This is a genomic window from Cyanobium sp. ATX-6F1 (assembly GCF_047395825.1).
Taxonomy (GTDB): domain Bacteria; phylum Cyanobacteriota; class Cyanobacteriia; order PCC-6307; family Cyanobiaceae; genus ATX-6F1.
Genome location: NZ_JBCEBF010000003.1, coordinates 25,142 through 44,882, shown reverse-complemented (window position 1 = coordinate 44,882; position 19,741 = coordinate 25,142). Strand labels below are relative to the sequence as shown.

General features: G+C 64.6%; 22 protein-coding genes, 1 other RNA gene and 4 pseudogenes. 11 read left to right on the top strand and 16 right to left on the bottom strand.

Going from position 1 to position 19,741, the window contains the following annotated elements:
• Nucleotides 1–79 precede the first annotated feature (79 nt).
• From ilvA to AAF143_RS11595, 3 genes are read left to right on the top strand one after another with little or no spacing between them, the layout of a single operon-like run.
• Complete coding sequence (gene ilvA / locus AAF143_RS11605) at nucleotides 80–1,642, top strand: threonine ammonia-lyase, biosynthetic (protein WP_414027071.1); 1,563 nt, start codon at nucleotides 80–82, stop codon at nucleotides 1,640–1,642.
• Between the two features lie 49 nt (nucleotides 1,643–1,691).
• The gene (scpB, locus tag AAF143_RS11600) at nucleotides 1,692–2,294 is read left to right on the top strand and encodes an SMC-Scp complex subunit ScpB (protein WP_255007383.1); all 603 of its coding nucleotides are present in this window, start codon (nucleotides 1,692–1,694) and stop codon (nucleotides 2,292–2,294) included.
• A 26-nt stretch (nucleotides 2,295–2,320) separates the two neighbouring features.
• Nucleotides 2,321–2,611 carry a YggT family protein gene (locus tag AAF143_RS11595; protein ID WP_255007382.1) on the top strand — a complete coding sequence of 97 codons (291 nt, stop codon included), beginning with the start codon at nucleotides 2,321–2,323 and terminating at the stop codon, nucleotides 2,609–2,611.
• A gap of 109 nt (nucleotides 2,612–2,720) precedes the next feature.
• Here AAF143_RS11595 and AAF143_RS11590 read toward each other — a convergent pair whose 3' ends face one another.
• The 4 genes from AAF143_RS11590 to AAF143_RS11575 all read right to left on the bottom strand — a co-directional run bounded on the left by AAF143_RS11590 (nucleotide 2,721) and on the right by AAF143_RS11575 (nucleotide 5,122).
• Complete coding sequence (locus AAF143_RS11590; protein ID WP_255007381.1) at nucleotides 2,721–3,113, bottom strand: PilZ domain-containing protein; 393 nt, start codon at nucleotides 3,111–3,113, stop codon at nucleotides 2,721–2,723.
• A gap of 378 nt (nucleotides 3,114–3,491) precedes the next feature.
• Nucleotides 3,492–3,947 carry a hypothetical protein gene (locus tag AAF143_RS11585; RefSeq protein ID WP_409995623.1) on the bottom strand — a complete coding sequence of 152 codons (456 nt, stop codon included), beginning with the start codon at nucleotides 3,945–3,947 and terminating at the stop codon, nucleotides 3,492–3,494.
• Between the two features lie 101 nt (nucleotides 3,948–4,048).
• Complete coding sequence (locus AAF143_RS11580; RefSeq protein WP_255007734.1) at nucleotides 4,049–4,684, bottom strand: HD-GYP domain-containing protein; 636 nt, start codon at nucleotides 4,682–4,684, stop codon at nucleotides 4,049–4,051.
• Nucleotides 4,685–4,792: 108 nt separating this feature from the next.
• On the bottom strand, nucleotides 4,793–5,122 hold the full coding sequence (locus AAF143_RS11575) for a nucleoside triphosphate pyrophosphohydrolase family protein (protein WP_255007379.1): 330 nt from the start codon (nucleotides 5,120–5,122) through the stop codon (nucleotides 4,793–4,795).
• 65 nt (nucleotides 5,123–5,187) lie between these two features.
• Between AAF143_RS11575 and pyk the strand changes: the two are divergent.
• The 4 genes and pseudogenes from pyk to ftsH form a co-directional block, all read left to right on the top strand.
• Nucleotides 5,188–6,615, top strand: a pseudogene (gene pyk / locus AAF143_RS11570) (pyruvate kinase); the annotation flags it as partial.
• A 27-nt stretch (nucleotides 6,616–6,642) separates the two neighbouring features.
• A complete protein-coding gene (locus tag AAF143_RS11565) occupies nucleotides 6,643–7,875 on the top strand; it encodes an ABC transporter permease (RefSeq protein ID WP_255007377.1) in 1,233 nt (410 codons plus the stop codon).
• 137 nt (nucleotides 7,876–8,012) lie between these two features.
• Nucleotides 8,013–8,342, top strand: a complete 330-nt coding sequence (locus AAF143_RS11560) for a DUF1830 domain-containing protein (protein ID WP_414027070.1) — start codon at nucleotides 8,013–8,015, stop codon at nucleotides 8,340–8,342.
• 24 nt (nucleotides 8,343–8,366) lie between these two features.
• Nucleotides 8,367–10,309, top strand: a pseudogene (gene ftsH, locus AAF143_RS11555) (ATP-dependent zinc metalloprotease FtsH).
• 81 nt (nucleotides 10,310–10,390) lie between these two features.
• Here the strand turns inward: ftsH and clpP are convergent.
• Entirely contained in the window at nucleotides 10,391–10,981 is a 591-nt protein-coding gene (clpP, locus tag AAF143_RS11550; protein WP_255007374.1) for an ATP-dependent Clp endopeptidase proteolytic subunit ClpP, read from the bottom strand.
• Nucleotides 10,982–11,059: 78 nt separating this feature from the next.
• On the opposite strand from clpP, the pseudogene psb29 reads away from it, so the two are divergent.
• Nucleotides 11,060–11,835, top strand: a pseudogene (gene psb29 / locus AAF143_RS11545) (photosystem II biogenesis protein Psp29).
• Here the strand turns inward: psb29 and AAF143_RS11540 are convergent.
• The 5 genes from AAF143_RS11540 to petN all read right to left on the bottom strand — a co-directional run bounded on the left by AAF143_RS11540 (nucleotide 11,798) and on the right by petN (nucleotide 13,491).
• Nucleotides 11,798–11,989 carry a hypothetical protein gene (locus tag AAF143_RS11540; protein ID WP_414027069.1) on the bottom strand — a complete coding sequence of 64 codons (192 nt, stop codon included), beginning with the start codon at nucleotides 11,987–11,989 and terminating at the stop codon, nucleotides 11,798–11,800. The pseudogene psb29 and the gene AAF143_RS11540 sit on opposite strands and share 38 nt — an antisense overlap.
• A 104-nt stretch (nucleotides 11,990–12,093) precedes the next feature.
• On the bottom strand, nucleotides 12,094–12,468 hold the full coding sequence (locus AAF143_RS11535) for a hypothetical protein (protein ID WP_414027068.1): 375 nt from the start codon (nucleotides 12,466–12,468) through the stop codon (nucleotides 12,094–12,096).
• On the bottom strand, nucleotides 12,440–13,195 hold the full coding sequence (locus AAF143_RS11530; RefSeq protein ID WP_414027067.1) for a hypothetical protein: 756 nt from the start codon (nucleotides 13,193–13,195) through the stop codon (nucleotides 12,440–12,442). Before AAF143_RS11530 ends, AAF143_RS11535 begins: the two co-directional genes overlap by 29 nt.
• An 8-nt stretch (nucleotides 13,196–13,203) precedes the next feature.
• Entirely contained in the window at nucleotides 13,204–13,350 is a 147-nt protein-coding gene (locus tag AAF143_RS11525; protein WP_255007362.1) for a hypothetical protein, read from the bottom strand.
• Between the two features lie 39 nt (nucleotides 13,351–13,389).
• Nucleotides 13,390–13,491: a cytochrome b6-f complex subunit PetN gene (gene petN / locus AAF143_RS11520; RefSeq protein WP_255007360.1), complete on the bottom strand. Its 102-nt coding sequence runs from the start codon at nucleotides 13,489–13,491 to the stop codon at nucleotides 13,390–13,392.
• A 63-nt stretch (nucleotides 13,492–13,554) separates the two neighbouring features.
• Between petN and clpS the strand changes: the two genes are divergently transcribed.
• On the top strand, nucleotides 13,555–13,860 hold the full coding sequence (gene clpS / locus AAF143_RS11515) for an ATP-dependent Clp protease adapter ClpS (RefSeq protein WP_255007358.1): 306 nt from the start codon (nucleotides 13,555–13,557) through the stop codon (nucleotides 13,858–13,860).
• On the opposite strand, the gene AAF143_RS11510 is transcribed toward clpS, so the two are convergent.
• A complete protein-coding gene (locus tag AAF143_RS11510; protein WP_255007356.1) occupies nucleotides 13,857–14,201 on the bottom strand; it encodes a hypothetical protein in 345 nt (114 codons plus the stop codon). The two genes, clpS and AAF143_RS11510, sit on opposite strands and share 4 nt — an antisense overlap.
• A 65-nt stretch (nucleotides 14,202–14,266) precedes the next feature.
• Between AAF143_RS11510 and AAF143_RS11505 the strand changes: the two genes are divergently transcribed.
• Nucleotides 14,267–14,548: a DUF2103 domain-containing protein gene (locus tag AAF143_RS11505; RefSeq protein WP_255007354.1), complete on the top strand. Its 282-nt coding sequence runs from the start codon at nucleotides 14,267–14,269 to the stop codon at nucleotides 14,546–14,548.
• Nucleotides 14,549–14,767: 219 nt separating this feature from the next.
• Here the strand turns inward: AAF143_RS11505 and AAF143_RS11500 are convergent, their stop codons facing one another.
• A complete protein-coding gene (locus AAF143_RS11500) occupies nucleotides 14,768–14,908 on the bottom strand; it encodes a hypothetical protein (RefSeq protein ID WP_414027066.1) in 141 nt (46 codons plus the stop codon).
• Between the two features lie 256 nt (nucleotides 14,909–15,164).
• Between AAF143_RS11500 and AAF143_RS11495 the strand changes: the two are divergent.
• Nucleotides 15,165–16,473, top strand: a pseudogene (locus tag AAF143_RS11495) (GGDEF domain-containing protein).
• A 48-nt stretch (nucleotides 16,474–16,521) separates the two neighbouring features.
• Here the strand turns inward: AAF143_RS11495 and AAF143_RS11490 are convergent.
• From AAF143_RS11490 to AAF143_RS11475, 4 genes are all read right to left on the bottom strand, one after another.
• A complete protein-coding gene (locus tag AAF143_RS11490; protein WP_414027065.1) occupies nucleotides 16,522–17,163 on the bottom strand; it encodes a hypothetical protein in 642 nt (213 codons plus the stop codon).
• A gap of 113 nt (nucleotides 17,164–17,276) precedes the next feature.
• A non-coding RNA gene (ssrS, locus tag AAF143_RS11485) (6S RNA) lies at nucleotides 17,277–17,458 on the bottom strand.
• 15 nt (nucleotides 17,459–17,473) lie between these two features.
• Nucleotides 17,474–18,541, bottom strand: coding sequence for a 5-(carboxyamino)imidazole ribonucleotide synthase (locus tag AAF143_RS11480; protein WP_414027064.1), 1,068 nt, complete (start codon nucleotides 18,539–18,541; stop codon nucleotides 17,474–17,476).
• A 282-nt stretch (nucleotides 18,542–18,823) separates the two neighbouring features.
• A complete protein-coding gene (locus AAF143_RS11475) occupies nucleotides 18,824–19,705 on the bottom strand; it encodes a carbohydrate ABC transporter permease (RefSeq protein WP_255007346.1) in 882 nt (293 codons plus the stop codon).
• Nucleotides 19,706–19,741: the final 36 nt, after the last annotated feature.

Below are 19,741 nucleotides of genomic sequence, written 5' to 3'. Positions count from 1 at the left end.
CTAGGGCCTCTCTCAGGGGCCTCGGGAGCAAGAGTCACCGTTTCGAGAGGGAGTGACGGGCCCTTGGCACACTGGCGTGATGAGCGACTACCTGCAGCGGATCCTGAGGGCCAGGGTCTACGACGTGGCGATCGAATCTCCCCTCGATCCCGCCCCCAACCTCTCCGCCCGACTGGCCAACAAGGTGCTGCTGAAACGGGAAGACCTCCAGCCGGTCTTCTCGTTCAAGCTGCGCGGCGCCTACAACAAGATGGTGGGCCTCTCGGCGACCGAGCGCGCCCGGGGTGTGATTGCCGCCAGCGCCGGCAACCATGCCCAGGGGGTGGCCCTGGCGGCCCAGAAACTCGGCTGCACGGCCGTGATCGTGATGCCGGTCACCACACCGGAAATGAAGGTGCGTTCCGTGGCCGCCCGCGGCGCCGAGGTGGTGCTGCACGGCGACACCTATGACGCGGCCTACACCGAGGCCAGGCGCCTGGAGCTGGAGCGAGGCCTCAGCTTCATCCACCCCTTCGATGACCCCGAGGTGATCGCCGGCCAGGGCACGATTGGGCTGGAAATTCTTCGCCAGTGCTCCACCCCCGATGCCATCTACGTGGCTGTGGGCGGCGGCGGGCTGATCGCCGGCATCGCCGCCTATGTGAAAAGCCTCTGGCCCCAGGTGGAGGTGATCGGGGTGGAACCCGTCGACGCCGATGCCATGACCCGCTCCCTGGCGGCGGGCGAGCGGGTCAGTCTTGAGCAGGTGGGCCTGTTCGCCGATGGCGTGGCCGTTCACCGGGTGGGGGAGCACACCTTCGCCCTGGCCCAGAAGTACGTGGACGCCATGGTGACGGTGAACACCGATGAGATCTGCGCAGCCATCAAGGACGTCTTTGAAGACACCCGTTCGATCCTCGAACCCGCCGGTGCCCTGTCGGTGGCGGGGCTGAAGGCGGATGTGCTGCGGCGGGGGCTCTTGGGCAAGACCCTGGTGGCCGTGGCCTGTGGCGCCAACATGAACTTCGACCGCCTGCGCTTCGTGGCCGAACGGGCCGAGCTGGGGGAGGAACGCGAGGCCATGCTGGCGGTGGAAATCCCCGAGCAGCCCGGCAGCCTGAGGCGCCTCTGCGAGGTGCTGGGTTCCCGCAGTCTCACGGAATTCAGCTATCGCATGGCCGATTCCCGGACCGCCCACATCTTCATGGGGGTGCAGATCAAGGGCCACGACGACAACCAACGCCTGGCGGCGGAGCTGGAGGCAGCCGGGTTCCCCTGCCTCGACCTGAGCGGCAACGAACTGGCCAAGCTGCACCTGCGCCACATGGTGGGGGGCCGGTTGCCGGTGGCGGAGGGGGCAGGCTCCGCAGGTGGGCAGGTCCAGGAACTTCTTTACCGTTTTGAGTTCCCTGAGCGACCCGGGGCCCTGATGGCCTTCGTCAACGCCCTGCACCCCAACTGGACGATCAGCATTTTCCATTACCGCAACCACGGTGCGGATGTGGGCCGGATCGTGGTGGGAGTGCAGGTGAGCGCCCTGGATCGCCAGGCCTGGGGCAGCTTCCTGGAGGGCCTCGCCTACCGCCACTGGGATGAGACCAACAACCCCGCCTACCGGTTGTTCCTCGGACCGAACTCCGCGCCCAGGCCCGCACTGGCCTGAGTCGGTTCGCCTGCGGTACGGTGCGGACCAGCCCTGCTGGCGCTGACCCATGCCCAGCGAATTCCTCTCCCTCCCGGCCCACCTCGAGGCGATCCTCTATCTGAAGGGGCGACCGTTGAGCCCCGGGGAACTGGCGGAGATCGCCGGCGTCGGCCGTGGGGACGTGGAGCTGGCCCTGATCACCTTGATGGCCGACTACGCCCACCGGGACACGGCCCTGGAGATCCGCCAGGAGGGCCCGCGCTTCAGCCTGCAGCTGCGCGAAAGCCTCGGGGATCTGGTGCAGAACCTGCTGCCGGTGGATCTCTCCACCGCCTCCCTGCGCACCCTGGCCACGATCGCCCTCAAGAAACGCCTGCTGCAATCGGAGCTGGTGGAACTCAGGGGCTCTGGGGCCTACGACCACATCAAGGAGCTGCTGGCCCAGGGGTTCATCGAGCGCCGTCGGCAGAGCGACGGTCGCTCCTCCTGGCTCACATTGAGCGAAAAATTTCACCGCACCTTCGCCATCAAGGCCGACGACCCCAAAGGCCAGGCCCCTGCGGCCCCAGAAGCCTCGGTGTCCGCTGAACAGGGCCAACCCCAGACCCTGGACGCCGAAGCCGTCCAGGAAAGGCTTGAGGGCCTGCACGATTGGGCGAAGGCTGCATAGAGTCGGATGACATTGGATCGCGCCCCATGGAAGCCCTGAGCCTTTTGCTCAACGTGCTGGCCCAGACATTGAGCATCTACACCTTGATCCTCTTGGTTCGGGTACTGCTCAGTTGGTTCCCGAATCTCGATTGGAGCAACCCGGTGCTCTCGACGGTGAGCTCGATCACCGACCCTTACTTGAATGCGTTCCGGGGCCTGATCCCGCCCCTGGGGGGACTTGATCTCTCGGCGATCATCGCCTTCATTGCCCTCAACGTGGCGCAGTCCTTGTTGGGGGGGCTGAGTGCCTCCCTGATCGGCGGCGGCCTCGGCTAGTTCTCATGTCCGATCAGGCTGCCCAGCCGCGAGCCGCAGGATGGGGCTCCCCCGTTCTGTGGATAGCAAAGTCTTTGACATCGACCCTTTCCTCATCAGCGGCTGAGATTCAAGCCGCCTGATCGAGTTGACGAACAGCCATGCGATCCACCCAGGATCCGCGCATGTAATCATCGAGGAAAGTGCCCTTTTTCAGAGGACCTTCGCTGAAGACCAGTCCAAAAAAGGTGATGCTTGAACTGGACTGCGTCCAGCATGCATGAGCCAGAAGTTTCACGCCTTCATGCTGAAAGGGATGTTGAATGAACAGCAACCCCGGCGAATCGATCTGAATGAGCTTCCTGCCAGGCAGGGTCAGGCAAGCTCCACCGGCACTGAGGTCCCAGACCTCTCCGTGATGAACCCCACCTCTTTGGAGATGGAACTCATAAGCCAGGCCCACTGAACTGGGCATCGGATTGCGCTTGTGACGCCTTGGGTGGCGCTGACTGGAATCAGTCATGGGGACCAACCGATGGTCAAATCTTGATGGTCCATCCTGCTCTCAAGATCCTCTCCGTCATTATTTGCCCCCAGAAGGCCTTGCGCAAGGGCACATCAGATGATGTCGGGCCTCCTTGGATTTAAGGCGCGCCCGTTCCAACTGCATCGTTGAGCTGCGCTGGTTGTGGTTCTGCGCCAGAGCTTTCGACTTGTGATCGGCACAGCTGGATCCAGCCTGGGAACTGTGCCTGGACAAGGGCCTCACCACGAACTAAGCAACGCCTTGGCCGGGAGTGCGGCAGCGAAGGTTGCATCGCTTTGATTGGCTTCAAGGACCTGCTGAGCCTGACGGGCTCAGCGCGAATCGTCAGCTGAACAGTCTCCTGGCCAATCACAACTAAGTCGGTGGAGCCTCGATCGCTCCGCCCATCAGCTGCTCCTCGAGCGGCAGCAGCTCATCATCGGCGCCCGCCCTGCGGCGCACCGGGGCGCTGAAACCCCGGGCTTTGACGTTGCTGAAGCGGAACGGCCCCGGGGTGCCAGGGGGCACCGCCAGCCGCAGGGCGAATTCCGATTCGCCGGGGGGCACATCACCGATGGAGCCCACCCGTGAGCGGTTGGGCAGCACGGGTTCGCCGCTGGCATCAAGGATCAAGGCAAAGACATCGGTGTCGACCACCGGGCGAGAGCCTGGGTTGAACACCTGCCCGCGCAGGGCATAACAGCGGGCCTCCGTCTCGCGGCGAAGCTCCGGCTGGGTCCCCACATCGTTGGCCGGACAAGGCTCCAGGGTGACACCGCTCACCCGGAGATCGGCGGCAGCCACTGGCGCCGCCTGCCCCAGGACCACCATCAAGACAAGGCTCAGGGTCACCAGCCAAGCCAGGGTGGACAGGTGCAAGCTCCTGAGGCGGGCCAGGAGCGCGGCGGGGGCGACCGAGAGCATGGGGTCGATCAGAACAGGGGCCGCTCTGCCCCGCCACTGGCGCGCTCGCCAGCGGAATTGCTCGAATCCGACGATTCCGGATTCAGGTAGGAGGGAAACGATTCCGGGAAGGCATAGTCCTTATCGAGGAAGAGCCGACAGCAGGCTTCGACCACTTTGGAATCGAACAATCGATGTTTCCCCTGTTCGATCAAATCAAGCGCCGCGTCCAGGCCTGGGGCGTCCCGATAGGGCCGCTCGCTGACCATCGCCTCCACCGTGTCGGCCACCGCCAGGATGCGGGCGGCCTGGCAGATGGCCTGGCCCTTGAGCCCATGGGGATAGCCACTGCCGTCGAGCCGCTCATGGTGCTGGAGCACGGCCAGGTTCATCGACAGCGGCAGGGGGATGTTGCGCAGCACCGCATAGCCGGTGAGGGGATGGCCGGTGACGGCGGCGAGTTCAGAGATCGACAATTCCCGGGGCTTGCTGAGGATGTCGATGGGAAGGGCGATCATGCCGATGTCGTGGAGTAATGCTCCAACACGGATGCTCAAAGCATCCTGGGAATTGAGCCCTAGTTCGATCGCGAGGGCGGCTGAAAGATCCGCCATCCGCTGCGAATGAACGTAGGTGACGCTGTCGCGCGCTTCCAGGACCGCCAACAGGGCGCATAACGTACCTTCGAGTCCTCCGAGGACATCGAAACCTCGCTCAGAGGGGAGCGCCAGCAGCGGTTCCAAGAAATCAATACGTAGTGCCAATCCTAAGTGTCAACGGTGATCGCCGCTACCGGAGATGGCGTCGCGGGCGGCGCGATCGGCCAGTTTGCTCAGGTTGGCCTGGCCGATCTCCTCGAGGCTGAAGCCCAGCTCGCTCGCCAATTGGGCCACATACCAAAGGACATCCCCCAGCTCCAGCTTGAGTCCGTCGAGCACCGAGGCATCGAACACCCCCTGTCGATCCCGCAGCACCTTCTTGACCTTATCGGCCACCTCACCCGCCTCACCGCAAAGGCCGAGGGTGGGGTAGATGGGGTTGGAGCCCACCTCGGGGTAACGGGCGGTCTGGCGCGCCTGGCGCTGATAGGCGTCAAGATCCATAGGGAGGTGATGGCAGCAAAGGCCTCGCCGGATGGTAGTTTCCGCAAAATCCTTTGGCCCTTCTGATGGCCCAGCCCGATCTGACGCGGCGCACAAAGATCGTGGCCACCATCGGCCCCGCCACCGAGTCCGCCGAGCGGCTCAAGCAACTGGTTCTGGCGGGCGCCACCACCTTCCGGCTGAACTTCTCCCATGGCGACCACGCCGACCACGCGGCCCGGATCGTCACCATCCGCCAGGTGGCGGCCGAGCTGGGGATCCATATCGGCATCCTTCAGGATCTCCAGGGCCCGAAGATCCGCCTGGGGCGCTTCGAATCCGGCCCGATCACCCTGGCCAGCGGCGACCCTTTCAGCCTCACCTCCCGTGAGGTGGCCTGCAACCAGTCGATTGCCACGGTCACCTACGACAAGCTGGCCGAAGAAGTGGTGGAAGGCTGCCGGATCCTCCTCGATGACGGCCGGGTGGAAATGGTGGTGGAGTCGATCGACCAGCCCCAGCAGACACTCCACTGCCGCGTCACCGTTGGCGGGGTGCTCTCCAATAACAAAGGCGTCAACTTCCCCGACGTTCAGCTCTCGATCCGGGCGATGACCCCCAAGGATCGTGAGGATCTGGCCTTCGGTCTGGCCCAGGGCGTGGACTGGGTGGCACTCAGCTTCGTGCGCAATCCCTCCGACATGGAGGAGATCCGTGATCTGATCCGCAGCCATGGCCACACCACCCCGGTGATCGCCAAGATCGAGAAATTCGAAGCGATCGATCAGATCGACGCGATCCTCCCGCTCTGTGACGGCGTGATGGTGGCCCGGGGCGATCTGGGGGTGGAGATGCCCGCCGAAGAGGTGCCGCTGCTGCAGAAGGAACTGATCCGCAAGTCCAACAGCCTGGGGATCCCGATCATCACGGCAACCCAGATGCTCGACAGCATGGCGAGCTGCCCCCGGCCCACCCGCGCCGAGGTGAGCGATGTGGCCAACGCCATCCTCGATGGCACCGACGCCGTGATGCTCTCCAACGAGACCGCCGTCGGCGACTACCCGGTGGAGGCGGTGGCGACCATGGCCCAGATCGCCCGGAGAATCGAGCGTGATTACCCCCTGCGCACCCTCGACAGTCACATCGCCAGCACCATTCCCAATGCCATCAGCCAGGCCGTCAGCAGCATCGCCCGCCAGCTCGGTGCGGCGGCGATCCTGCCCCTCACCAAGAGCGGCTCCACCGCCCGTAATGTGAGTAAGTTCCGGCCGGCCACCCCGATCCTGGCGATCACCAGTGAGGAGAAAGTGGCGCGGCAATTGCAGCTTGTCTGGGGGGTGAACCCGTTGTTGATCCTCGCCCAGGACTCCACCAGCGGCACCTTCTCCCAGGCCATGGATGTGGCGCAGGACCTGGGCCTGCTGCAGGAAGGGGATCTGGTGGTTCAGACCGCCGGCACCCTTACCGGCGTCAGCGGCTCCACCGATCTGGTCAAGGTGGGCATCGTCGCGTCGGACAACAGCGCCACCTGGGCCTAGCCCGTGGCCGTCCAACTCCCCCTGCGGGAAACGGTGTCCATGGCCCTCAGCACCCTGAGGGCCAATCGGCTGCGAAGCCTGCTCACCATGCTGGGCATCGTGATCGGCAACGCCTCGGTGATCACCTTGGTGGGGGTGGGCACCGGGGCCCAGAACCTGGCTGAGGGTCAGCTCAACACCCTTGGCGCGAACGTGCTGTTCATCGTGCCCGGCAACAACGACACGCGCCGCCAGGGGATCGACACCCCCAAGACCCTGGTGTTGGAAGACGCGGAGGCGATTGCCCAGCAGGTGCCGAGCATTCGGCGGGTGGCACCGCAGGTGACCCTCAACGAGGTGGTGCAGGCCGGCTCCAACACCGCCAATGCCACCATTTCCGGAATCACCCCTGATTTCCTGAGTGTGCGGCGTTTCGACGTCGCCCAAGGCCGATTCCTGACTGAGAAAGACCTTCAGTCGGCCCGCAACGTGGCCGTGATCGGCCCCGATCTCCGCGACAAGCTGCTGCCCTCCGGAGGCTCCTCCATCGGCCGCAGCATCCGCATCCGCGATCAGGCCTTCGAGGTGATCGGCGTCATGGCGCCAAAAGGTGGCGCCTTCGGCTCCAACCCCGATGAGGCCGCTTACATCCCTCTCACCACCATGGTGAGCAAGCTCAGTGGCCGCGACCCCAGCTTCGGGGTGACCCTGAGTTTCATCAGTGTGGAAGCCCGCGACGAAGCCAGCACCAACGCGGCCAAATTTCAGATCACCAACCTGCTGCGCCAGCGGCACAAGATTCTTCGCGAAGACGACTTCGCCGTACGTTCTCAAAAGGACGCCCTGGCGATCGTGGGCACCATCACCGGCGGCCTGACCCTGATGCTGGCGGCCATCGGTGGGGTGTCGCTGCTGGTGGGCGGTATTGGAATCATGAACATCATGTTGGTATCGGTGAGCGAACGCACCGAGGAGATCGGGTTGCGCAAGGCGGTGGGGGCGCGCAGCAGCGATGTGCTGCTGCAGTTCCTGGTGGAGTCCTTGGTGCTGGCGGTCCTCGGTGGGGTCATCGGCAGCGCGGTGGGCCTGACGGCCATAGCTGGCGTCAGCCGTTTCACGGCGCTGCCCGCGGCAATCAGTGCCGGCAGTGTTCTGTTCACCGTCGGGCTTTCCGGATCGATCGGCCTGTTCTTCGGTGTGGTGCCCGCCCGCCGGGCGGCCCGGCTGGATCCGATCACGGCTCTGCGCAGCCTCTGATCGGAGCTCGGGCCTGGTGTGACGCCGCGCTGCCGGAATCCCTTGAGAAACCCTTAAGAAGTTGAAACCGTCAAACTCGTCACCAAGCATGTTCAGCCTTGGTGGCTAGATGGTCGAACCCTGATGAGGATCATCCCTTGGCGCTGCTTTCGTGCGGTTATCGCAACTCCAGCGACCGCATGGTGATCATCCGCTGCTGCGGGCCCCAGGAGTTCTACCTGGAACGGGTGGTCTTTCCCTTCGAACTGCTGAGCTTCAATGCACCCGAAGGCTGCGTGGTGGAAATCTGGACCTACGACCTGGGAGGGCCCAGCCTGCTGGAATCCCTCGAGGCGGTGGATCTGACGATCGAAGCACCGGAGAGCGAAGCCCCCAGCCTTGAAGAGAGTGTCAGTGGCAGAAGTGGTGGGCGGACTGCGGAGCTGATCGAGACCAGCCCACCACAGCGGCGGCGGAGGGGCTCTTAAAGTTCAGCAAAATCAGCCCTCTCCATGAACCAGCGCTGGCGCCTGATCGCCCTTTGGCTGCTCCCGCTCGCCGTAGCGGTCTTTCTCGGTTGGCAGCTGCTGGGCCAGGGGGACTCGCTCGATTCACTCCCGGTGGCAATCCCAGCGCCGGCAGTGCCCGAGTGGCCGCCCGCAACACCGCCGTGGCTCGGATGAGTTACGGACGCTTCCTTGACTACATCGAGGCCGGCCGGGTCACCGCGGTGGATGTCTACGAGGGAGGCCGCAGCGCCGTCGTGGAGGCGATCGATCCCGACCTGGACAATCGCGTGCAGCGACTGCGCGTAGATCTACCCGGCCTCTCCCCCGATCTGATCAACCAGTTCAAGGATCAAGGCATCAGTTTCGACGTGCACCCGCCCCGCACCACGCCGCCCCTATTGGGGATCGCCGGCAACCTGCTCTTCCCCCTGCTGCTGATCGGTGCGTTGATCTTCCTGGCCCGCCGCTCCTCCGGCATGCCCGGGGGCCCCGGCCAGGCTATGCAATTCGGCAAGACCAAGGCCCGTTTCGCCATGGAGGCGGACACCGGGGTCAAATTCGACGATGTGGCCGGCGTGGAGGAGGCCAAACAGGATCTGCAGGAGGTGGTCACGTTCCTGAAGACCCCCGAGCGTTTCACCTCCGTGGGCGCCAAGATCCCCAAGGGTGTGCTGCTGGTGGGCCCGCCGGGTACGGGCAAAACACTGCTGGCCAAAGCGATTGCCGGAGAGGCCGGGGTGCCTTTCTTCTCCTTGTCGGGCTCCGAATTCGTGGAGATGTTCGTTGGCGTCGGCGCCAGCCGCGTGCGCGATCTGTTCAAGCGGGCCAAGGAGAACAGCCCCTGCCTGATCTTCATCGATGAAATCGACGCCGTGGGCCGCCAGCGGGGTGCTGGCATCGGTGGCGGCAACGACGAGCGCGAGCAGACCCTCAACCAACTTCTCACCGAGATGGATGGCTTTGAGGGGAACAGCGGCATCATCATCATTGCCGCCACCAACCGCGCCGACGTGCTCGATTCGGCGCTGATGCGTCCAGGCCGCTTCGACCGTCAGGTGGGCGTGGATGCCCCGGACATCAAAGGACGGCTTTCGATTCTCAACGTGCACGCGCGCAACAAGAAGCTGGCCGCCGACGTATCACTCGAAGCGGTGGCCCGCCGCACCCCTGGGTTCACCGGCGCCGACCTGGCGAACCTGCTGAACGAGGCGGCGATCCTCACCGCCCGCCGGCGCAAGGAGGCCACGACCCTTGCCGAAATTGACGACGCCGTGGATCGAGTGATCGCCGGCATGGAGGGCAAGCCCCTCACCGACGGTCGCAGCAAGCGCCTGATCGCGTATCACGAGGTCGGCCATGCCCTGGTGGGAACCCTGGTCAAGCACCACGACCCGGTGCAGAAGGTCACCTTGATTCCCCGTGGCCAGGCCCAGGGTCTCACCTGGTTCTCCCCTGACGAGGAGCAGATGCTGGTGAGCCGTGCCCAACTGAAGGCCCGGATCATGGGGGCCCTGGGGGGCCGAGCCGCCGAGGATGTGGTCTTCGGTCACGCTGAAGTGACCACCGGAGCCGGCGGCGACATCCAGCAGGTGGCTTCAATGGCACGCCAGATGGTGACCCGTTTCGGCATGAGCGATCTAGGCCCGGTCTCCCTTGAGGCCGGTAATCAGGAGGTGTTTCTGGGACGCGATCTGATGACCCGCAGCGATGCCTCCGATTCGATCACCAGCAAGATCGACGAGGCGGTGCGTGGCATCGTTCAAGAGTCCTACCAAGCAACCCTGAAACTTGTGGCCGAGCACCGCGAAGCCATGGACCGGCTGGTGGAGCTGCTAATCGAAAAGGAAACCCTCGATGGCGATGAGTTCAGGGCCATCGTCTCCGAGTTCGCCGACATCCCCGAAAAGGATCGTTACTCCCCGTTGATCGGCAGCTCAGCCAGCTGAGCCTGTAAGAAGCACAAAACCTTTCAATAAAGAACGTTCAATTCAATGTTGAACGTTCTTTAGATTATTTGAATTTGCTGCTCAGACCGGGCGGATCGGCCGCTTTTCGATCACCTTGTCGATCAGACCGTAGGCCTGAGCTTCATGGGGAGACATGAAGAAATCCCGGTCCGTGTCCTGTTGGATGCGCTCCAGGTCCTGGCCGGTGCGCTCGGATAGCTCCCTGTTGAGCTTGTCCTTGAGATAAAGAATTTCATCGGCCTGGATGCGGATGTCGCTGGCCTGGCCGCGGGCCCCACCCAGGGGTTGGTGGATCATGATCCGCGAGTGGTGCAGGCTGCTGCGCTTGCCCTTGGCACCGGCATTGAGCAGGAAAGCACCCATGCTGGCCGCCAGGCCGACGCAGACGGTCTGCACATCAGGCTTGATGTGCTGCATGGTGTCGAAGATGCCCAGGCCGTCGTAGACGGAGCCGCCGGGTGAATTGATGTAGAGGAAGATGTCCTTGTCGGGGTCTTCCGCCTCAAGGAACAGCAGCTGGGCCACGATCCGGTTCGCCGACTCAGCGGTGACCGGTTCCCCCAGGAAGATGATCCGCTCCCGGAGCAGCCGTGAGTAGATGTCGAACGCGCGCTCGCCCCGGCCGGACTCTTCGATCACGATCGGGATCATGGGCAGGGAGGCAACAGCAGGATCGATCCTAACGAGCCCCGTGAGCGCTAGGGTCCAACAACCACTAGCCCGAGAAGTGTGAGCGCAAGTCTCACCGTGTCCGACAGCAAGCGCGCCTTCCATGGCGCCTTCCCCCATGTGATTGCTCCCCTCTACCGGCGTCTCGTCGATGAGTTGCTGGTGGAGCTGCATCTGCTCAGCCACCAGAAGGGATTCCAGCCGGATGCCCTGTTCGCCTCCGGGCTGGTCCAGGTGTTCGACGAATTCGCCCGGGGGTACCGCCCCCGGAACAGATGGAACCCCTGTTTCAGGCCATCTGCGCCTCCTCCGGCTTCGACGCCAGCCACCTGCGCCGGCAGCGGCAGGCGGCGGTGGCGGCCATCGGTGACCACGACCTGGAAACGGTGACCTCATGGCTGGATCACCAGGGGGAAGGGGCCCCCGAGCCGCTGGGGAGCGCCCTCGCCAGTATTCAGAGGCCGGATTTTCACTACTCACGTCTGGTGGCCGTGGGGCTGCTCAGCCTGCTGGAGCAGGCCAAGGGGTCTGAGGCTCTGGAGCCGGAAGCCCTGCGCCAGGCAGCCCACGGGGTGGCCGAAGCGATGGGCCTGATCCGTGGCCGTGTCGATAAGGATCTGGGGCTCTACAGCTCCAACCTTGAGCGCATGGCCCAGGCGGTGGAAATGATGGAGGAGACCCTGGCCGCCGAGCGCCGCCGCCGTGAACGGGCCGCCAGCGCCGAAGCGGAACTCCCTGATCTCGCCGATGGCCCCACAGGCACCTCGAACGCAGCTGAAGCCCCTGCGGGAGAGGATATCAGCGAAAGCGAGACGGCAGCCGCAGAGAGCCGCTGAGGCTGGCTGAGCGGCCGCCGCCACGGCCAACCCCTCCCACAGCGCCGCTGATCAGGCTCAACTGATCAGAACGGCGCACCAGCAGCGGCAGATCCGCGGGCAGCAGGCCCAGGGCCTCCAGGGCGGCGGGGCGGAGACGAAGGTCCAGAGCCACGTCACCCTGGGGCCGGGCATCAGGCCAGGGGAGGCTGCTTCCAGCCAGCGCTGGTTCGGGGCCCAGGAAAAACAGCAGTTGGGGCTGACGGCTCGTCGCCGGGCTCAGCCAGCGCCAGCCCCCACCACCGTGCCGTCATCCCGCTTCCAGGAACTGGTGGGCAGCACCGACGGGCTGCTGGCGGAGCGGATCTGGGGGCTGGACTCCCCGAGCCCCTGATCAAGCAGTGCCTTGCGCAGCGGGGCCAGCAGTGCCGCCCATTGGGAGCGTTGGTCCCCCACGGCCAGCTGCAGTTCAAGGGAGGCCTGGAACGGACCTGTGGCCTGGGGTTTGAGGCGCAACAGGAACGGCGTGCCCCGCAGCAGGGTCAGCTGGCGATCGCCGATGCCATAGCGACTGGCCAGGGGCTCACGGATCATCTGGCGATTGAGCAGATCCGCCAGCAGTAGATCAAGCCGCTCGCCGCGAATCTCGAGCAACAGGTTCTCCGCCAGGGGGCGGGTGGTTGGATCGCGCCCAGGGGGCCGGCTGGCGACTCCCGAGGCCAGGGGCGGAGGAGGTCTCCCCTTGCCAGCTGAGCGTGGCGCCCTGACCGCCAAGTTGCAGGCAGCCTTGCTGAAAGCTTTGCAGCAGCGAGGACAGTGGCCCCAGCATCTGTCCCAGGGCCGTGTCGGTCCAGTAGACGGCTTGCTGGCTCTGCAACTCGCCCACGCAGCGTTGCTCCAGGCCCCGGGGCTGGCGTCGTTTCAAGGCCAGGGGTTCCTTGAGCAAGCCGGCCGCCAGCGGGTCCGGGGCCAGCACCACCAGATCATCCACGCGCAAACTGCCGGCGGGAACCTCAACGGCGGCGGCCCTGAAGCTGTCGGCGGGCAGAACCAGGTAGAGCCCTTCGTCGCCATGGCGCCCCCAGAACTGCCACCAATTGCCCCGCTGCCGCTTCCAGAGCCGCCGGGACGCATCAGGTCCCAGGCGCTGGACCCACAGCCCTGGGGCCGGGCGCCGCGCATCGGCCGGAAAGCTCTGCAGCAAGGCCGCAGCGCCCAGGATCCGCTCCAGACCCTGGGCCTGGGGACGGGGGTGATGGCCGAGCCAAAGTCCCGGAGCCAACAGCAGCAGTGCCGTGACCGTGGCCGTGAGGGCGGCGGGAAAAGGCGGAGAGGAACGACGGAGGCGGCCGGCCAGGCCGGCCACCGAGGGTTGAACCATGGCGGGCCTCAGGAGCGCCGCTTGGCATCAGGGCGATTGCGGCGGCGCCGGTCACGCCACTCGACCGTGGAGAGGTAGATCACGCCACCGCTGACAAAGATCAGCAGAAGGGCGGCCAGGCTGGCGAGAACTGTGTTGAACTGCAGCTCGCTCATCGGCATCCTCGATGCGGGCGCAGCCCTCGTTGGCGAAACTCAGAAATTGATGCTGCCGTCACCGTTGCGGCCCCAGACCACGAAGGCAATCGAGAGGGTGAACACCGCCGCCAGAGAAGCCCAGCCCAGGGAGATCAACATGGCGCCATCGGATCGATCAACCTTGCCATTGTACCTAGGCTTGGTGGCGGTGCGAACCGAGTCATGATCCAGCAGAGCGCCTCCCCCAGCCGCGGCCAACCGGTGCTGGAGCGCCGCCGACTGCAGGAGCCCTACCCCACCTACAACGTGGTGGTGCTGGATGACGACGTCAACACCTTCCAGCACGTGGTCGACTGCCTCGTGCGCTACATCCCCGCCATGGGGCCCGACCAGGCCTGGAAACTGGCCCAGAGGATTGATTCCCAGGGGTCGGCGGTGGTGTGGAGCGGGCCGATGGAGCAGGCCGAGCTGTACCACCAGCAACTCAGCCTGGAGGGACTGACCATGGCCCCCCTCGAGCGGGCCTAAGCCGCCTCGCGGCTGCGGCGGGTGAGCTGAAGCAAGTTGCGGGTGGCCACGGTGCGGGCCTGGGCATCGATGACGTAGCTCAGCACCTTCCCGGAGCAGACCGCCAGACCACTGACGCGATGACGCACGGGGTCCCGACGGCTCACCACCTCCACGGGCACTCCCAGAACGTTGCTGAGGCGCTCGGCAATGGCCCGCCGATCGAGCGTTCCTGCAACATCAGCGCAACTCCTGGGGCCTTCGGAACGCCGCTTCGCTGGATCTTGCTCAGCAGCGCCAGGACCGGTGCTCGGGCGGTCGGCTGGAGAGTGATCGGCTGAACCCTGGCCATCTGCAGGCATCACGGTGCGGCAGGGGGAACCATGTTGGCAGACTTTCTAGGCTGGGAGCCTGCTGAGGCAAACCAATGGGGCGGGTGGTGATCACCCACAGCACCTACATCGAGGGTCTCATCCCGGTGCTCAAGGCCTTGGCCTCCGAACCGGGCATCGACACGATCACCCCTGCCGTGATCGCTCGGGTGAAGGGACGCTCGGATCAGTTGCGACTTCGGGTTTCAACAACGATTCAAGGGGGCCACAAGCTCATCGCCCGCCGCGGTCATTCAGCCCAGGAAGTGTTCGTGATCGGCTCCTGGAGCGCCGAGCAGTTGGAGGAAGGCCTGGCTCGGCTGTTGAACCGGCCCTAGCGGAGAAGGACAACAACAGCCCCAGTCAGTCAAGAGATCATCCGCTAAAACAGGTACTTGCTGGAACGTCCCCACGGGTCGGCTCGGCCTCCCGGCAGAACCATGGCAACGAGCCCACCCCATCCACCCAATCGCTGGCGCACGGCGCCAGGCCAGTTGCTGCTGGTGGTGGTCCTGGGATTGGTGAGTTTCGGCCTCAACCTTCAGCCGATTCCGCTGCTATTCGGCGTTCATCTGCTGCTCGGCTCCATTGTTCCGGTGCTGGTGTTGCTGCTGGGTGGGGGGGCGGGCGATCCCGATCGCTGTGATCGCCTCCCTTGCCACGATCACGTTGTGGGGCCACGGCTGGGCCGTGCTCACTTTCACCGCCGAAATCATCTGGCTCACCGTGGCGGTGAACACGATCCTGCGACGGGACGGCCACAGCCGCTATGGCCATGTCGTGGTGGGCGACGTTCTCTACTGGCTGGTGCTGGGGGCCCCGCTGGTGTTCCTGCTGTACCACCAGGTGATCGGCATCGACCTGGCGAACACGACCCTGGCCGCCCTCAAGCAGGGGGTGAATGGGGTGCTCAACACCGCGATCGCTTTTGCCATCTTTTTGGCGATCAAGACCATGGCTCCCGTGGGCGAGGAACGGGGACTCTCCTTAAAAGATCTGATTCTGGCGATCACCTTTCTGTCGATTGCCGTGCCGAGCCTGATCATCACGGTGATGAGCAGCCACGAACTGGTGAGCAGCGTTCAGGACGGTGTCCTGGAGAGGCTCAATATTGCCTCGGATGTAATCATCAAGAATGTGAAAAGCAATGAGCGCTTGGTCGATAATCCGATCAGTACACAGCACGATATCAACTTTGAAGTGAACTCAAACGAAGGAGTTCATTACAGCTCCAATCGAGAACTGTTCAAGGATCTTCGCAGCGACTACAAGCAACCTGTTTTGAGCACAGCCAGGGCTGATGGACTTCAACTGATCTCCCCGCGCCAACCGATGCCGGAGATGAAGCGGTGGGTGCAGAGCTACTGGGCCCGCAGGCAGAGCTTCAACGCCTATGAGATCAATGGTGTGGTCAAGGAGTTCACTGTTTTCGTGGTGGAAACTGCCGCCAACAATGTGCTCGAATTGCAAATGGCCAGTGCCCGCTTCCTTGGCACTCTGGCTTGGATTCTGATACTTGGCTCCTTCCTCAGTGAGGTATTTGCACGCTTCATCGACAACCAGTTCACACTGATGCTCAGCCCCTTGATCGACATCGGCAGTGGTGGGCCTCTCAACACGCAACACCTGCCCGAGCTGAAGCTCTCCCTGGTGACTGAACTTCAGGACCTCGCGCTGATCGTGAACCAGCGTGGCGAAGACATCAATCGACTGACCAACAGCCTGCAGAGCACCAACAAGGCCCTGGAAGCCAGGGAGCAGGAATTGGAGCGGCTCACCACGATTGATCCCTTGACCGGCTGCTTCAACCGCCGCGAATTGTTCCGTCGCCTCAACGAAGAGATCCTGCGCGGCAAACGCTCTGGAGCCGGGATCTGTGCCATCGCCATGGACATCGATTTCTTCAAGACCGTCAACGACACCTACGGCCACGACGTGGGTGATCAGGTGCTGGTCGCCCTGGTGGAGGTGGTGCGCTCGCGGCTGCGCGGAACCGACATGCTCTGCCGCACCGGGGGAGGAATTCGTTGTGCTGCTCTTCGGCTCCACCATCAGCGCCGGCCTGCGGGTGGCCGAGTCCATCCGCGCCATGGTCAAGGACGTGCGCATCCCCGCTGAAAAGGGCATGGTGAAGATCACGATCAGCCTGGGGGTGGCGGAGTGGCGCCGGGAGGAAGACACCAGCGAATCCCTGCTGATCCGCAGTGATCTGGCCCTGCTTGAGGCCAAACGCCAGGGGCGAGATCAGGTGATCAAGGCCTGATCCTCTGCGCACAGGCAACGGTCCAACCGGGCCTGCGGTCGATGGCCATCAACCTGCCAACGGCTCAGGCCTTGAACTGTTCCCAGGCCTCGAGCAGGGTGTAGGCGGCGGTCTTGCGCAACCAGACCTCGTGGTCTCCCCCTGGTCGGGGTGCCAGCTCTGGAGCTTTCGGCGCCAGATTGCCCGAATCACCATCCAATCGGTGCCGGGCTCGACCCCCAATTCCGCGCAGGCCTGGCGGTAACGATCATCAAGGGGAATCTCCCTTGCCTCTGGCGCCGCCGCCGGGGGAGGTGAGCTTCTGGATGCCGCTTCAGTGGCCTCCGCTTCGGCCGTTTCTGCTCGGGCGGCGGCCGGCTTGGCTTGCCGCCTGCGGCCTCGCTCGGAAGGGGGATCAGCCTTCGGCCGAGGCTTGAACAACTGCGGCCGCCGGGGCCGCCTGAAAGTGGGTAGGTGCTTGAGGGAGTTCTCGAGCGCCAGTCCCCGAGCGATGAACACCACCCCCGCCACGGCAAAGATGGCCGGTGACCAGAGCATCCACAGGCTGTCATCAGCAATCTGGGTGTTGCCCACGCGCCGTTCGTGCGCCGCGTTGGCCACGATCAGAACGGTGAGCAGCGCCCCGATCAGCAGACTGATCCAGCCGTAGCGGAATCGCTCGGAGCGGAGCTTCGAACGGCTGGTCGGCATCAGCGAATCATGCCTGCAGCACGTGCCTACGACCTTAGTGGGGTGGCTGCGAAGCGATCAGCGCTGTCAGGTAGCGGCCCATCAGGCACCTTCTGCGGGCTGATTCAAGAAAGGGGTGGACCGCCATGCCGTTCTGCCCCAGATTCCGACCTGGATGAACCAGAAGGGGGGTCAAAGCGGGGTTTCGTTTCCGGCTCAAGGCCGGCCTACGTCGCCGTCGCGACAGACCCCCCAAGTCGAAAAGGGAGTCAGATCAGAAAACTGTAGAAGGCAGTGACCAACACAGCAGTCCGAGCACATCCTAGGGGGCTTAAGCTGGAGGCAAGGGCCAGATCGAACGAATCTCCGCCAAACGCCGATCGGCCTCGAGCTCCAGTTCGGCCGGGGTGGCGGCCTGCAGCAGCACGGTCAGGTGCCCCAGCTTGCGCCCGGGCCTGGGCTCCCGCTTCCCGTACCAGTGCAGGTGGGCACCGTTCAGCATCGCCAGGGCCGTTCGCCGCTCGGCCTCCTCTTCTGCGCTCTGCTCGATGCCGAGCAGGTTGACCATCAGGGCTCCGGGCCCATCGAAGTCGATGTCTGCCACGTTGTCACCGCTGACGATTCGCACCTGCTGGGCGAACTGACTGGTCCGGCAGGCCTCGATCGTGAAGTGGCCGGAATTGTGGGTGCGAGGCGCCAGCTCGTTCACCACCAGTCCACCCGGCCCATAGAAGAACTCGATCGAGAGCACACCGACATAGTCGAGGCTGGCCAGGATCGAAGCGGCCACATTGCGGGCCAGGGCCTCAACAGCCTGGTCCACCGAGGCGGGTGCCAGCACCCAGTCGCACACGTGCTGGTGCTGATGGGTGCGGGCCAAGGGGAACCAGGCCACCTGACCCTGGCCATCCCGGCAGGCCACCAGGGCAAGCTCCTGGTCGAAGCTGACGAACTCCTCGAGGATCCACTCGGTGGGATCCACCCGCTCCAGCAACTCCTCCAGTGCCGCGGGATCAGGGATCACCAGGGTGCCCTTGCCGTCGTAGCCACCGGTGGAGGCCTTCGCCATCAATGGAAAGCCAAGGTCGAAGACCGGCCGCGGCTCCACTGGGTCGGCGGTGATCGGTGGGGGGATGTCTTCCAACGGCAGGGGTTCGATCAGGCGCTCCAACGGCAGCCAGCGGGGGGAAGGCAGATGCAGGCGTTCCAGCAGCTCCCGCTGACGACGCTTGTTCACCAGGGGCTCCAGCGCCGCCAGGCTGGGGCGAAACACCAGACCCTCGGCCGCCAGGGGGGCCAGGGCCTCCAGGTCCACCCATTCGTTCTCGAAGCTGATCGCCCGGCAGTGCGCCCCCAGCCGGCGGGTCGCCGCCGCATCCCCGCAATCGGCCTGCACCACGACAGCCGCCAGGGCGGCGGCAGGATCGTCCGCCGAGGGGTCTGCACATGCAGCTCCACCCCCAGTTCGGCGGCGGCCTCGGCGAGCATCAGGGCCAGCTGGCCGCCCCCCACAATCCCGATGGCCACGGGGGCATGGAACACTGGATCGCTGGATGGGGTGCCGGATTCAGCGCTCAACGCCCCACCTCAGTCGCCACGCTTGAAGTGGCCCAGCTTGCCATCCGATGCCGCTCACTCCCCTGACCCACGCCCCTGGCCTCCTGGGCCCTGGCCCCTGGCATCAGGTGAGCCCCTTCTCTCCTGCGGCCAGGAAACGCACCAGGCTCAGCAGCAGAACGATCACGAACAGGGCAAGCCCAACGGTGCAGGCATAGCTGATCTCCAATTCGGAGAACGCCTGGTCGTAGACGTAATAGACGAGGGTTCGGGTGCCATCGGCCGGGCCGCCTTGGGTCATCAGGAAAACCTCCTCGAACACCTTGGTGGCCGAAATCGCCGAGATCACCGCCACCAGGGTGATGTAGGGGCGCAGCAACGGCAGGGTGATGTCCAGGTGGCGGCGCCAACCCTCGCTGCCATCGAGGGAGGCGGCTTCGTACAACTCCGGAGAGATGCCCTGGAGGCCCGCCAGGAAGATCACCATGAAATAGCCCAGACCCTTCCAGAGGGTCACCAGCATCACCGAGGGCAGGGCCAGACGTGGATCGCTGAGAAAACCGATCGGATGGAAGCGCTCCCCCAGCAGGGCGCTGAGCCAGCCGTTGAGGAGACCGTTTTCGGCGTAGAGCCAACGGAAAGCGATCGCCGCCACCACGATCGACACCAGCACGGGTGTGTAGAAGGCCCCACGAAACAGATGAATGCCGGGGAGCTGTCGGTTGACCAGCACCGCCAGGGCGAGGGAACCGAGCACGATCGGCGGCACCACCCCGACCAGATAGAGGAACGTTGTTCCCAGCACCCGGAAGAACATCGGGTCGTGGGCCAGCCGGCGAAGGTTGGCCAGGCCCACGAACCGCAGGGGCTCGCTCACATCGAGACCGCTCTGGCTGAAGCTCATCACCAGCGCCATCAGCGCCGGGAGCAGCACCGAGAGACCGATCAGCACCAGGCCCGGAGCCAGAAAACCCCAGGCGGTGAGGGTGGCTCGGGCCGGGGCCATGGGAAAAGACGACTTCGGGCAGGCTATCTACCCTGA

What these genes read in the sequence shown, in the direction of transcription:
- ilvA (WP_414027071.1), top strand. Translation starts at nt 80, where the DNA reads ATGAGCGACTACCTGCAGCGGATCCTGAGGGCCAGGGTCTACGACGTG.
- scpB (WP_255007383.1), top strand. Translation starts at nt 1,692, where the DNA reads ATGCCCAGCGAATTCCTCTCCCTCCCGGCCCACCTCGAGGCGATCCTC.
- AAF143_RS11595 (WP_255007382.1), top strand. Translation starts at nt 2,321, where the DNA reads ATGGAAGCCCTGAGCCTTTTGCTCAACGTGCTGGCCCAGACATTGAGC.
- AAF143_RS11590 (WP_255007381.1), bottom strand. Translation starts at nt 3,113, where the DNA reads ATGACTGATTCCAGTCAGCGCCACCCAAGGCGTCACAAGCGCAATCCG.
- AAF143_RS11585 (WP_409995623.1), bottom strand. Translation starts at nt 3,947, where the DNA reads ATGGTGGTCCTGGGGCAGGCGGCGCCAGTGGCTGCCGCCGATCTCCGG.
- AAF143_RS11575 (WP_255007379.1), bottom strand. Translation starts at nt 5,122, where the DNA reads ATGGATCTTGACGCCTATCAGCGCCAGGCGCGCCAGACCGCCCGTTAC.
- clpP (WP_255007374.1), bottom strand. Translation starts at nt 10,981, where the DNA reads ATGATCCCGATCGTGATCGAAGAGTCCGGCCGGGGCGAGCGCGCGTTC.
- AAF143_RS11530 (WP_414027067.1), bottom strand. Translation starts at nt 13,195, where the DNA reads ATGGTTCAACCCTCGGTGGCCGGCCTGGCCGGCCGCCTCCGTCGTTCC.
- AAF143_RS11525 (WP_255007362.1), bottom strand. Translation starts at nt 13,350, where the DNA reads ATGAGCGAGCTGCAGTTCAACACAGTTCTCGCCAGCCTGGCCGCCCTT.
- petN (WP_255007360.1), bottom strand. Translation starts at nt 13,491, where the DNA reads ATGTTGATCTCCCTGGGCTGGGCTTCTCTGGCGGCGGTGTTCACCCTC.
- clpS (WP_255007358.1), top strand. Translation starts at nt 13,555, where the DNA reads ATGATCCAGCAGAGCGCCTCCCCCAGCCGCGGCCAACCGGTGCTGGAG.
- AAF143_RS11510 (WP_255007356.1), bottom strand. Translation starts at nt 14,201, where the DNA reads ATGCCTGCAGATGGCCAGGGTTCAGCCGATCACTCTCCAGCCGACCGC.
- AAF143_RS11505 (WP_255007354.1), top strand. Translation starts at nt 14,267, where the DNA reads ATGGGGCGGGTGGTGATCACCCACAGCACCTACATCGAGGGTCTCATC.
- AAF143_RS11490 (WP_414027065.1), bottom strand. Translation starts at nt 17,163, where the DNA reads ATGCCGACCAGCCGTTCGAAGCTCCGCTCCGAGCGATTCCGCTACGGC.
- AAF143_RS11475 (WP_255007346.1), bottom strand. Translation starts at nt 19,705, where the DNA reads ATGGCCCCGGCCCGAGCCACCCTCACCGCCTGGGGTTTTCTGGCTCCG.